The following is a 13242-nucleotide window of genomic DNA, read 5'->3' on the forward strand; positions in this document are numbered from 1 at the left end:
AACGCTTTGAACGTTGTGCTTAATTAAAGTAAATATCGATGAACTTATTTGAAATTGAAATTGAAAGGGGAATACATGTCTACAATCAAAAAACGTAAAGTTGTCGACCACATTGTAGAGACACTTTACAAATATGGTGTCCGCCATGTCTTTGGTATTCCAGGTGATGCGATTAATGATTTGATGGATGCTATACGCCGCAATGGAAAGATAGAATTCATACAGGTCCGTCATGAAGAAAGTGGGGCGTTTGCCGCATCAGCCCAAGCAAAATTAACCGGTAAGCTTGCCGTTTGTGTCGGTACTGCTGGAGGTGGAGCCATACATTTACTCAATGGCTTGTACGACGCTAAGCTCGACCATGCACCTGTCCTAGCGATAACGGGGCAGTTACCGCGTTCTGAAATAGGTAATAACTCACATCAAGAAATCAATTCATCCGCTCTTTTTTCTGATGTCGCTGTGTTTAATCAAACCTTGTTTGCTGCTGATCGTGTCCCTGAGATCATCCAGCAAGCGTGTAATAGTGCGATTACTGAAAGCGGAGTTGCTCATATTGCCCTACCTGTAGATGTGGCCACGGAGCAAATAGAAGCAGGTATTACTTGTCATCCAATCGCTGGCACTGAAAAGGGCAGTACAAAACCTTTAGCATCAGCATTAAACAATACACTTAGCCTAATTCAGCAATCTAATAAAATTGTAGTTCTTGCGGGTGTAGGGGCTATTCCAGCGCGTCAACAGCTACTTACTTTGTTGAAAAAATGCAATGCACCACTTATTAGAACATTAAAAGCAAAAGTATTACTGCCAGATGAGCATGAATATTCCTTAGGAGGACTTGGCTTACTTGGTACGCGACCATCAATTGAGGCAATAAATAATTGTGATTTACTTATTATGCTCGGTACTGATTTTCCCTACAAAGAATATTACCCTGGAAAAGCGAAAGTCATTCAAGTGGACAAGGATATTCGACACATAGGTCGACGTTGCCCTGTCGATGTATCGATAGTTGGAGAGGTAAGTGAGGTGCTAGAGCAATTAATTATTGATTTACCCCAAAAAGATGACAAAAATTTTCTTGATGAATGTCGTCACCAGAAAATGAAATGGTCAAGAGAACAAGGCGAAAAAGAAAGATCGCAAGTAGCGCCAATAAAACCGCAGTTTCTAGCACGAACAATCGGCGAGCTTGCCAACAAAGATGCGATTTTTCTTTGTGATACTGGCACGGTGACTGCTTGGGCCGCTCGTCATTTACCCGTAACTGAACACCAACTATTTACCCTTTCAGGTAACTTGGCCACGATGGCATTTAGCATGGCTGGCGCGATAGGCGCACAATTAAAATTTCCTGACCGGCAGGTAATAGTACTTATCGGGGATGGTGGTTTTAGTATGTTAATGCAAGAATTTATTACGGTGGTCAATCGGAAATTACCGATAAAGGTTATTATTTTTAACAATGCCAAATTGGGACTAATTCAACTCGAACAAGAAAGCAGCGGTTACCCCAATTATAAAACGGCATTAAAAAATCCAGATTTTGCTGAATTTGCTCGATTATGTGGTGGTGAGGGTTGTAGTGTTGAACGCCCTGAAATGCTAGTCGATGCATTGAAAGAGGCATTTACTAGTACTGAGGCCTGTGTACTTGATGTCCATGTCGATCCAAATGAATTGGTTATGCCGCCCAAACTTGAACTGTCACAAGCAGTAAATTATTCGATTGCTAAAGCTAAAGAGTTTTTAAATTAAAAGGACAGACTTTGTTACGTATCTTGTCGGCGATGATTGAAAAAGAGCTAACAAAGCATTCGTAGCATAAATTAAATTGTAATCACTTAAGAGATTACAAAAGACTATTTAATAATTTTTTAAGGATAACTATATGCTTTTCAATGGTTCGTTTAATACAGACTGTCCTCTTCGTCAAAAAATTCGTGAGTTTTACCGTATCGATGAAAAAATTGCGGTAGATCATATCTTACCATTGGCAGAAGTAAATGTTGGTGCCAGAAGTCGAGCGTGGGAAAGAGCGCGTAAAATGGCTGTTCAAATTCGTAAAGTCGAGTCAGGTAATGGTGCAATAGACGCCTTATTAAAAGAATACACCCTATCAAGTGAAGAAGGTGTGGTCTTAATGTGTTTGGCCGAAGCCTTGTTACGAGTACCAGACAAACATACTCAAGATGCTTTAATTCGTGACAAAATTTCTCAAGGGCAATGGAACAGTCATTTAGGCAGCAGCGATTCATTGTTCGTTAATGCCTCGTCATGGGGCTTGTTAATTACCGGCACTATGGTTAATTATGCCGATAAACGCAAAAAGGAAAGCTTTGGTTTATTGAAAAAGATTGTCGGTCGTTTAGGTGAACCTGTTATTCGTAAATCAATGAACTACGCCATGAAAATTATGGGTAAGCAGTTTGTGATGGGCGATACAATCATTGCCGCAACTGAGCGTGCTGCCGATAAAGAGCAGCAAGGCTATGTCTATTCATTTGACATGCTCGGTGAAGGTGCCCGTACGATGAATGATGCTGATAAGTATTTTAAAGCTTATCAAGAGGCAATAGACACGATTGGGAATGTAGCGCGTGCTACGGGTAAAGATGATCCTCGTAAAGTTCCTGGTATTTCAGTGAAACTTTCTGCTATTCACCCTCGTTATGAATTTAACCACAAAGAACGCGTTATGGCTGAAATTGTGCCAAAACTTAAGGCGCTCTGTTTACAAGCTAAAAGCTACAATATTGGTTTAACCGTTGATGCAGAAGAGTCTGAACGTTTAGATATATCACTTGATATTATTGAAGCGGTTTTTAGTGATAGTGATTTAGCAAATTGGACTGGCTTTGGTATGGCATTACAAGCTTATCAAAAGCGGGCTATTTTTGTCGTTGATTGGTTACGTGAATTAACGGTGCGAGTTGACCGAAAAATGATGGTCCGCCTAGTAAAAGGGGCTTATTGGGATACTGAAATTAAAAAGGCTCAAAAAGAGGGTCATCAGCATTTCACTGTATTTACACGAAAATCTTCTACTGATGTTTCTTTCCGCGCTTGTGCAAAAAAATTATTAGCTTATAGAGATACCATTTATCCACAGTTTGCTACGCATAATGCATACACTGTTGCCGCCATTCTTGAACTCGTTGATGGCAATAAAGAGGGTTTTGAATTTCAATGTTTACATGGCATGGGGAACTCTTTGTATGATCAAATAGTTTCTAGTGAAAATATTCAATGTCGCATCTACGCCCCAGTTGGTCATCATGAAGAGCTATTAGCTTATTTAGTGCGGCGTTTGCTAGAAAATGGTGCTAACTCTTCTTTTGTTAATGCCATTGTTGATGAGACTCAACCTGTTGAATCTTTACTGAGAGATCCCGTTGAAAAAACGCAGCGTTTAAAAGATAAATATAACACCCAAATCACCAAACCCATAGCTTTATACCATGATGAAAAAGGTCTCGGTCGTGATAACTCTAAAGGCGTCGATTTAGCTGATATTAATACAATCACACCCTTGAAGTCGTTTTTAGATAGCTGGTTTACTGATCATCTACTCTCTGAAAGTAACGTTCCAAAAGGGGCTTTTGCCGTTAATAATCCTGCCAACCAAACTGAAATAATAGGCTTTTATCGTCATCACAACGAAGATGAAATGCTGGCAATGATAACGTTGGCTAAAACAGCATTTTCATCATGGTCACAAACACCAGTATCTGAACGCGCAGCGTTATTGTGCCGCGTTGCCGATATTCTTGAACATCATATGGACGAGCTTATCGCCTTATGTATTAAAGAAGCGGGTAAAACAGCTCAAGATGGCATCGATGAAGTACGTGAAGCGGTTGATTTTTGTCGTTATTATGCTGAAAAAGCTATTAATCTTGCAGAAGACGAACGTTTCGAAGCTCGTGGTGTAGTGCTCTGTATTAGCCCATGGAATTTTCCTTTAGCGATATTTTTAGGGCAGATCGCTGCAGCCATTGTTACGGGTAATACTGTATTGGCAAAACCCGCTGAACAAACAAGTTTGATTGCGCTGCGCACCATTGAGCTGATGAAATCTGTTGGACTACCTGAAGGCGTTGTGCAAGAGGTTATTGCCCGTGGTAGTAAAGTGGGTAGTGTAATTATTCCGGATGATCGTATTAAAACCGTTATTTTTACTGGCTCTAGTGACACAGCGACAATAATTTCGCAAACCTTGGCTGATAGAGGTGGCGATCAGGTGCCTTTCATCGCTGAAACGGGTGGACAAAATTGTATGATAGTTGACTCAACTGCCTTGCCTGAGCAAGTTGTTGACGATGTTATTTCTTCAGGATTTCAATCGGCAGGTCAACGCTGTTCTGCGCTTCGGGTATTATTTTTACAAGAAGACATCGCTGATAATGTTATTACTATGCTTAAGGGTGCTTTAGCAGAATTACATGTCGGTAATCCAGCGTACTTAAGCACTGACGTAGGGCCTGTTATAGATAAAAAAGCACTCGGCGTTCTAAATGCGCACAGCGATTATATGAAAACACATGGTCAGTTATTATACCAATGTGAAATATCTGCCGAGGTAGAAAATAATGAGCATTTCTTTTTTGCCCCGCGTCTTTATGAAATTGAAGATATTAGCGTGTTAGAAAAAGAAGTCTTTGGTCCTTGTGTGCACATTGTACGTTTTAAAGGTAATGAGATAGAAGGGGTTATCGATAAAATTAATGGTACAGGTTTTGGTTTAACCATGGGTATTCATACGCGTATTGAACACCGTGCCTTTGATTTAGCTAAGCGGTCACGTGCCGGTAATGTTTATATCAACCGTAATATAATTGGCGCCATTGTTGGTGTACAACCTTTTGGTGGTCGAGGTCTTTCTGGTACTGGGCCAAAAGCAGGGGGTCCCAATTATTTAACGCGCTTAGTGAAAGAAAAATCTACCCCTGATGCGGCGAAACTTAATGTATCGCCCTCACAAGAGGAAGTGTTAGAGGGAGATGAAAAAGCTAAAAAAGAGGCAGTTTTACTTATGGATAAGGCCGATGTCGCTGAAAAATGCTGGCGTTTAACTGAGTTAAATACACGTATTTCTTGCGTGCGTCAATTGTTAGCCAAAATTGCTGATGTTGATATTGTTGATGATTTATTTGATGACCTAAATCTTACGTTAACAGCGGCTCGTGAACAATTAATACGTATTGAAAAACACCTTAATAAACCACTAACTCTACCTGGGCCAACAGGTGAGTCTAATATGTTGTATTTAGAAAACCGCGGTAATATTATTTGCTTTGCGGATAAAAATGTCAGCTTTCAGTTTTTGTTGATGTCTATTATAACGGCGTTGGCGACGGGTAATACCGTTATTACGGTTGTCTCTGATTTATTTTATCAGGAAGCTTTAGCCTTTAGAGATAAGTTTGTTGCAACAGGCGAAGATGAAAATGTTTTTCAAGTTGCTAAGTTATGTCATTTATCAGCGCTGTTAGCGCATCCTGCTTTGTCAGGTGTTGTTGTTGATAGTCATTGCGACCGAAAACATTATATCAGTGAGAAGTTAGCTGAACGTCAAGGCGCAATATTACCGGTGATCAGTTCAGAATATTTGGATAATTTAATTCAGCGTCTATTAACAGAAAAATCAGTTAGCATTGATACGACCGCTGCTGGTGGTAACACATCGCTTATGACTTTAGAGGAAGAATATTAGTTAATAATCCATTGTTAGCCGTTAGATATTGTTATAAATCTACAATAACTATCGGCAGGCAACCTAAAGCCAATAGAGTTATCCCCCGTATACTCATCAGCCAAACGTTTTTGGTTCGATATCGCACAGAGCCTAAATCGATAAAGTCGTACACTATGTTTTTGGTGGGGCGGCAAAAATCGCCTCCCTATATTGATTTTTTTAATGAAAAAAGGAAAAGTAATTATGAGCACCATTGATATTGGTATTGATGAAAAAGATAGAAGCAAAATCGCTGAAGGATTAAAAAAATTACTAGCAGACTCTTATACGCTTTATTTACAAACACATAACTTTCACTGGAATGTTACGGGGTTGAGGTTTAGAGAGTTACACTTAATGTTTGAGGATCAATATACAGAATTAGCAATTGCTGTAGACGACATTGCAGAACGTATTAGAACGCTTGATGTTGACGCGCCAGGCACTTATAAAGAATTTTCCAGATTAAGCTCAATCCACGAGGTGGATGGTGTTCCTAATGCCACAGAAATGATTGCAGTATTAACTGTTGGGCATGAAACACTTATAAAGACCGCACGTGACGTTTTAAAAGTGGCTCATCAATTAGACGATGAATCAACGGTATCTCTTGTCTCTGACCGAATGCGAATTCATGAAAAAACATCGTGGATGCTAAGAGCTTCAAATAAGTAGCTTGAGTAATTACCTTTCAATGTTTTGAAATTAAATTCGTTATATATTTCAACGTTATTCACCTATTTTATTTAAAAGGATCACCAGAATGGGCACTTTTTCTCGCTTTGCAATGGCTATTGTTTTACTGCTTGTTTTGCTTGGTGGCGTATTCAGCTACAAGTTCTATCAACTAGAGCAAATAAAGGCGAAGTTCTCGCAGCCACGACCACCTGCGGTTGTTGAAGCCACAGAGGTTGTTATGGCTACCTGGCAAACGAGCATTCAATCAATTGGCAGTATTAGGGCTATAAATGGTGTTCGGATCGCTAATGAGATGCCAGGCGTTGTAACTGAGGTCTTATTCGAATCGGGTCAGCGTGTTGAAAAAGGTGATATCCTTATTCGCCTGAATAGCGAAATAGAGCAAGCCATACTTAAAAAAAGTAGGGCTGAGGAACAGCTTGCATCGAAGGAGTTTCAACATAACGTCGATCTGATTTCCAAACGAGCTGTTTCACAGTTAGCCTATGATAAAGCTAAGGCTGCGGAAGATTCTGCCAGAGCAAGAGTGCAAGAGGCAGAGGCTCAGCTTGGCAAAAAAGTCATTACAGCACCTTTCAATGGTGTTCTCGGACTCCGTATAGCCGACATTGGCCAATATCTATTCGTAGGTACGCCTATCGTTGAAATCAATATGCTTAACCCAATTCTTGTTGAATATACACTTTCTGAAAAAGAGCTGCGAAGTGTTGACATCGGAGACCCTGTTGAAGTCACTGTTGCGGCAAAAGGTTCCGAGGTATTTAAGGGGTCCGTTACCGCTATCAACAGTTCGGTCACACCTGAAACACGCACCGTTAAATTACGTGCTCAGCTTCTTAATTTACAACAAGGACTCAAACCTGGAATGTTTGCTACTGTCAGAACCTTCGCAGAAGGTCCTCGAGAGGTGGTAGCGATCCCAAACACGTCAATATCATTCAACACCTACGGTAACTTTGCCTATGTATTAACAGAAAATTCAGCGGGTCAACTGGTTACTGAGCGCCGAACATTAGAAACAGGTTTTAAACGAGGAAGTATGACAGAAGTTAAGCAAGGACTTGAAGCTGGAGAGCTTATTGTTGCCTCAGGCCTCTTGCGCCTTAGGGCTGGCCAGCAAGTAAAAATCAAGCAGAACGACTCCTCACGCGACCCTGCTTCTGTTAGCACAGGAGTAAAATAGCCATGCGTTTTACAGACATATTCATAAAACGGCCCGTTTTATCCACGGTAGTAAGTTTGCTGATATTACTGGTTGGTGTACGGTCCATCATGGAAATGGAGATCCGCGAATATCCTTTGCTAGAAAGCACTAAAGTCACGGTTACGACTGCATATCCAGGTGCTAGCAGCGAACTAATTCAGGGGTTTATCACCCAACCTTTGCAACAGGCCATCGCTGAAGCTAAAGGCATCGACTTCTTAAGCTCTTCGAGCACGCAAGGGTTTTCAACTATCGAAGCACAGATGGAACTTAATTACGATGCTAATGACGCGTTAGCCGAGATCCAATCTAAAGTCGCTAGTCAGCGGAACGCATTACCTGTAAACGCTCAAGACCCTGTTATTAATTCGACAACAGGTGAAGGTCGCGCGCTTATGTACATTGCTTTCTTCAGTGAGACTATGCGGGTACCAGAAATCACCGATTATCTTGCTCGTGAAGTACAGCCAAAACTACAGGCACTATCGGGTGTGGGTAAAGCTGAACTTTTAGGACGGCGTTTTGCTCTGAGAGTTTGGTTAGACCCCCAAAGACTTGCTGCGGTTAATCTTACCTCGACCGAGATTGTTCAGACCCTGCGCGAAAACAATTATCTCTCTGGTGTTGGACAAACAAAAGGAGAGTTAATAAAGATTAGTCTTACCAGTAACACTGACGTTTCTAACACTGAACAGTTCAAGAATCTTGTTATCAAATCAACTGAAGACACGATTATTCGTCTCAAGGATGTTGCGAGGGTGGAACTTGGATCGCAAACCTACGAAAACATTGCGTTATACAAAGGAAAACCATCGACCTACGTGGCTATTAGCCTCTCTCCTGGCTCAAATCCGCTGTCTGTGGCAGAACGGGTAAAAGAACTTCTACCTGAGATTAAGTCTCAGCTACCGTCTGGTTTACTGGTAGAACTGCCTTATGATGCATCAGAATTTATCGACGATTCAATCAATGAGGTCATTAAAACGCTGATCGAGGCAATAGGTATTGTGCTTGTTATTGTGTTTTTGTGTCTTGGTTCCCTTCGCGCTGCCATCATTCCATCACTAGCGGTTCCACTCTCGCTAATTGGTGGTGCCTTTATAATGCTTGTACTGGGTTTCTCACTCAATTTACTGACATTACTTTCACTTGTTCTGGCCATTGGCCTAGTCGTCGACGATGCTATTATTATTGTCGAAAATATCCATCGTCACATCGTTAATGGTAAGTCAAAGAAGGAGGCTGCGATCATTGGCGCCCGTGAAATGGCAAGTCCAATTATTGCGATGACAATCACGCTGGTTGCTGTTTATGCACCTATTGGCTTTATGGGAGGGCTAGTTGGCTCGCTATTTACTGAGTTTGCGTTCACGCTTGCAGGTGCGGTCGTTATTTCAGGGATCATCGCCTTGACCTTATCGCCTATGCTAGCTAGCAAGGTACTGAAACCTCATGGAGAGTCGTCGCGTTTTGAAAGTACTGTAGAAGACTTGTTTGAAAAGCTAGCCAACCTTTATCAGCGCTCATTGACTATCGTTGTTAAGGCGGTGTCACCTGTGATCATGTTTGCATTGGTTGTTCTCGTATCGATTTTTTTTATGGTCATGTTAAGTGAGAAAGAGCTGGCACCTACTGAAGATCGTGGCATTATCCTATTTCAGGGCAAAGGACCACAGACAGCTACCCTTGAATACTTGCAAAAGTATGGCGCTGAAATGCAGACAGCGTTTGAGCAGGTGCCAGGCTACGACGAGACATTTATGCTGGTGGGTATGACAAGCTCAGATGCTGTATTTGGTGGTTTCAAAATGAAACCTTGGAGCGAACGTGATATATCGCAGTTCGACATAATGCCTCAACTACAGGCATCTGTGGCAAATATTACTGGTTTAAAAACAGCATTATTTCCGATCCCCTCCTTGCCTGGTTCCAGTGGTGGTTTACCTTTTCAGTTTGTAGTGACTTCAGGGAGTGATTTTAATCAGCTTAACCAGGTGGCAGATGAATTGGTTGTTGCCGCCATGCAAAGTGGCAACTTTACTTTCGTGCAAAAATCAATCGATATCGATAAGCCTGTTACTCGGGTAAAGGTTGACAGAGATCGCGCTGCAGATTTAGGTTTGTCGATGGAAGAAATCGGTCAAGAGCTCAGTAGTATGCTTGGTGGTGGCTATATTAATCGTTTTAATATGGAAGGGCGATCTTACGAAGTTATTCCTCAGGTTGAGCGTTATGCTAGAGATAGTGAACTGGCAATAAACGATTATTACATCCGCGCTGATTCTGGCGAGTTGGTTCCACTTGGCTCGGTCGTTAATTTCGAACATGATGTTGAACCCTCGTCAAGGACACAATTTAATCAGCTAAATTCGATAACAATTGAAGGTATTCCCGTGCCATCAGTACCCATGGGAGATGCTGTTGGTTTCATGAAAGCCAAGGCTGCTGATATCTTGCCACGCGGCTTTAGCTACGATTTTAAGGGCGAGTCTAGACAATTCGAAAATTCTGGTAGCGCACTAATCGTTACCTTCTTTATATCGTTACTCGTTATCTACCTTGTGCTGGCGGCGCAATTTGAGAGTTGGCGCGATCCACTTATTATACTGGTGTCTGTACCTATGTCTATTGCCGGCGCTATGGCTTTTATTATGCTTGGTTTTGCTTCAATGAATATTTATACGCAAGTGGGCCTGATCACTCTGATTGGTGTAGTCGCAAAAAATGGTATTCTCATCGTGGAATTCGCGAATACTCTACAACAGCGAGGGCGCGACAAACGCGACGCGGTCATTGAAGCGGCTGCGATTCGCTTGAGACCCATTATTATGACGTCGCTGGCACTTATTGTGGCTATGATCCCGCTGTTAATTGCAGTGGGTCCAGGCGCACAGTCGCGCTTTGCGATTGGTATTACTATTGTTGCAGGGCTTGGTATTGGTACTATATTAACACTGTACGTGTTGCCAGCGTTCTACATTGTGCTAGCAAAGAAAATTAAGACGTCAAATCAGGAAACATAAGGACCTCCAACGATAAAGCTATCATCATCTAAGAGTGAACTTTCTTTTTAAGAAAGTTCACGTTGATTGAATCTACCATGATTTATATCTATATCGAGTAGAACAAGGGTATGGACCCGCTACCAATCAAAATGCATGTTTCAGGTGCTTGATTGATAACAGGTATAAATATTATCTCCATGTTTTGGAGTGAAAATATCACTGCTAAGTGTGTTGACGTACATACGAAAAATAACTGACCGAGTATGATATAAGCCATGACTTTCGAAAATTAAAGCTTAATTAATATAGAAGGGTAGGACAATGTTACGAAGTCTCAATGAACTTATGCGTTTTCAATTACAAGGTATCGACAAAAAAATAGGTCTTTGTAAGGATTTCCTCTTTGACGATAAATTATGGGTAATACGTTACATAGTTCCTGATACTAAAAAGTGGCTCTGTGGAGAACGAAAAATATTAATCAGCACCATCTCACTGCAAAAACCTCAGTGGGAACATTACAAATTCCCTGTTGATTTAACTCAACAAAAAATTAAAAATAGTCCTCCACTTGAGGAACACCAACAAATATCTCATCAATATGAAACTGAATTATTTCAATTCTACGGTTATGCTTACTATTGGATGAACGAAGGATTATGGAGAACTTCTCCTAGTCCCAACCCCTTAGTTGATACAAAGTTATCTAAGGATAATACTCAAGTAAAATCAGAAGATTGGCATTTACATTCAACCAATGATGTTAAGAAATTTGAGATCTATGCGAAAGATCAAAAAATTGGCCATATTAAAGACTTTATTTTAAATGACGATAATTGGACTATTTCGTATATCGTCATAGATACGCGTAATTGGGCACCCGGTGGTCGCAAGGTTTTGATTAGTCATAAATGTATTGAGGCAGTCAATTGGACTGACTGTTATATAACCGTTAATGTAAACGCTGAGAAAATAATGGAAAATCCACCATTCGATCAAGAGCGGTTTATTGATCCAGAATATGAAAACGAGCTCCGTAAGTATTATTAAAAGTTATTAAACTTTGTTAAGGGTTACCGTTAGCCAGGGTAAATAAGCGTTGGCTAACAAAAATGGATAATATATTACGATACCTTCTCCATTATTAAGCTAGAAATTTTCGTTAAACTCTAACGTAGTAACAGGTTAAGTTGCGCGACTATTTCAGACCATAAAGCTGTTTCGTGTCGCTTAACATCGCTGGCTATAGGCGCATTGTTATCAATAAAATTAGATAATCAATAAAATAGATATTAGCCTTTCTTGTTCCTTGCTAGCCCTGTTGATTAAAAAGTCATTCAATTGAATGCATTGGTGCTTGCATCTGGCACTCTTTAAATTGTGATGTTAATTTTTAATTAATTCATTCGTTTATTGGGCTTTCTTCAATGAGTTTTATTATAGTAGGATTGTTATTTAATTTTGCTAAGTCAATAAGATAGCTTTTTTCAAGTGCTTGTATTGGCTGCTTTGCTAATAATTCTTTTACTGATTGTGTTTCTCCATTTGCTATGCAAGTTTTTAAAGCCGCAAAGGTCGCGATACTGCGTTCGTTTTCATTGCTCATATTAAATCCCAATAGTTACGTTTTGTTAAATTAGTTAAATTAGTTAAGTTATAGGTTACGGCTATTATTTTGCACGGAATGTGACAATAAATATGTACGCCATCACACAAAACTTAACGGTTTTCTTATCTACAAAGCTACTACCCCCTGTATTGCTATATTCTCAGTAGTCTATGTTATATTTAAATGTGTATATTAGCGGTATAAGTAACATATCTCCCTTTAGGCTTTTTATAATGCTAAAAATTGATTTTTGTTCTGCTACATCAATTAAGTATGTGCGCTAGCGCACATCTAGCAGGCTGATATTTTGTTACTTTGAGTTGTAAAAATAAATCCTACATGACTAAATTATTCATAAGCAGAAAATTCAAGTGGCGTTGTTTAATTTATAAGTTAATCGTTAGGTTCTTCGAAAATAGGCTCACAAAAATTTAGAATAGGAAGGAAAGTTATGCGTTATCACCAGTTAAGTGAAGTATTTGAACACCTAATAACATTGAATACCGCAACGCTAGCGTTTTATGAGAGAAGTCTTAAAGTGACAGAGCAAGAGCGCGCTAGAATGTTTTTACATTATTTAACAGACAAGCAAAAAGTCAGAAACCAATATTTAATGACCTCATTGATAGAAGCGCCTATTAAAACATTTGAAATGTGGTTCGATGACGATATTGACGAACAATTATTAGTTTATATAGAAACACTAGCGTTAGCTCCTAATGCAAACAGTGAAACAATAACCACTGTAATGCTAGAGGTAAATGAGAAGATAGAAATGTGGTTAAGATCTATTTTACCCTTGATAATTAACAATTATAGTAAAGAGTATCTTCTGGATTTGATCAATAATTTACATCAAAAAAATCAGCAAATAATGCATGGCCTTCAAAGGATGAATGATGTGTGACCCTACCTTTGTTATCCTTTATATCGACGATGTAGTGATGCTTTCAAAGCCGTAACAAGTTAAATTTGCCTATTGCTT

Annotated in this window: 8 protein-coding genes; 7 read left to right on the forward strand and 1 reads right to left on the reverse strand. The window is 40.0% G+C overall.

Going from position 1 to position 13242, the window contains the following annotated elements; genetic code table 11:
- Positions 1 to 75 precede the first annotated feature (75 nt).
- From H4J57_RS15225 to H4J57_RS15250, 6 genes are all read left to right on the forward strand, one after another.
- Positions 76 to 1761 (forward strand): thiamine pyrophosphate-dependent enzyme, encoded by a 1686-nt coding sequence (locus H4J57_RS15225; RefSeq protein ID WP_182243505.1) that lies wholly within the window; start codon positions 76 to 78, stop codon positions 1759 to 1761.
- Positions 1762 to 1894: 133 nt separating this feature from the next.
- Positions 1895 to 5719 carry a bifunctional proline dehydrogenase/L-glutamate gamma-semialdehyde dehydrogenase PutA gene (gene putA / locus H4J57_RS15230; protein WP_182243506.1) on the forward strand — a complete coding sequence of 1275 codons (3825 nt, stop codon included), beginning with the start codon at positions 1895 to 1897 and terminating at the stop codon, positions 5717 to 5719.
- A gap of 225 nt (positions 5720 to 5944) precedes the next feature.
- A complete protein-coding gene (locus tag H4J57_RS15235; protein ID WP_182230886.1) occupies positions 5945 to 6415 on the forward strand; it encodes a Dps family protein in 471 nt (156 codons plus the stop codon).
- Between the two features lie 88 nt (positions 6416 to 6503).
- Complete coding sequence (locus H4J57_RS15240; RefSeq protein WP_182243507.1) at positions 6504 to 7622, forward strand: efflux RND transporter periplasmic adaptor subunit; 1119 nt, start codon at positions 6504 to 6506, stop codon at positions 7620 to 7622.
- 2 nt (positions 7623 to 7624) lie between these two features.
- Positions 7625 to 10666 (forward strand): efflux RND transporter permease subunit, encoded by a 3042-nt coding sequence (locus H4J57_RS15245; RefSeq protein ID WP_182243508.1) that lies wholly within the window; start codon positions 7625 to 7627, stop codon positions 10664 to 10666.
- A gap of 303 nt (positions 10667 to 10969) precedes the next feature.
- Positions 10970 to 11698, forward strand: a complete 729-nt coding sequence (locus H4J57_RS15250) for a PRC-barrel domain-containing protein (protein WP_182243509.1) — start codon at positions 10970 to 10972, stop codon at positions 11696 to 11698.
- A 352-nt stretch (positions 11699 to 12050) separates the two neighbouring features.
- Here the strand turns inward: H4J57_RS15250 and H4J57_RS15255 are convergent, their stop codons facing one another.
- Positions 12051 to 12254, reverse strand: a complete 204-nt coding sequence (locus H4J57_RS15255; protein WP_182243510.1) for a hypothetical protein — start codon at positions 12252 to 12254, stop codon at positions 12051 to 12053.
- Positions 12255 to 12708: 454 nt separating this feature from the next.
- On the opposite strand from H4J57_RS15255, the gene H4J57_RS15260 reads away from it, so the two are divergent.
- A complete protein-coding gene (locus H4J57_RS15260) occupies positions 12709 to 13164 on the forward strand; it encodes a hypothetical protein (protein WP_182243511.1) in 456 nt (151 codons plus the stop codon).
- Positions 13165 to 13242: the final 78 nt, after the last annotated feature.

The sequence above is a fragment of the Colwellia sp. BRX8-7 genome (genome assembly GCF_014077275.1).
GTDB lineage: Bacteria > Pseudomonadota > Gammaproteobacteria > Enterobacterales > Alteromonadaceae > Colwellia_A.

Coding starts and splice junctions, on each gene's coding strand:
- H4J57_RS15225 (WP_182243505.1), top strand. CDS start 76: ATGTCTACAATCAAAAAACGTAAAGTTGTCGACCACATTGTAGAGACA.
- putA (WP_182243506.1), top strand. CDS start 1,895: ATGCTTTTCAATGGTTCGTTTAATACAGACTGTCCTCTTCGTCAAAAA.
- H4J57_RS15235 (WP_182230886.1), top strand. CDS start 5,945: ATGAGCACCATTGATATTGGTATTGATGAAAAAGATAGAAGCAAAATC.
- H4J57_RS15240 (WP_182243507.1), top strand. CDS start 6,504: ATGGGCACTTTTTCTCGCTTTGCAATGGCTATTGTTTTACTGCTTGTT.
- H4J57_RS15245 (WP_182243508.1), top strand. CDS start 7,625: ATGCGTTTTACAGACATATTCATAAAACGGCCCGTTTTATCCACGGTA.
- H4J57_RS15250 (WP_182243509.1), top strand. CDS start 10,970: ATGTTACGAAGTCTCAATGAACTTATGCGTTTTCAATTACAAGGTATC.
- H4J57_RS15255 (WP_182243510.1), bottom strand. CDS start 12,254: ATGAGCAATGAAAACGAACGCAGTATCGCGACCTTTGCGGCTTTAAAA.
- H4J57_RS15260 (WP_182243511.1), top strand. CDS start 12,709: ATGCGTTATCACCAGTTAAGTGAAGTATTTGAACACCTAATAACATTG.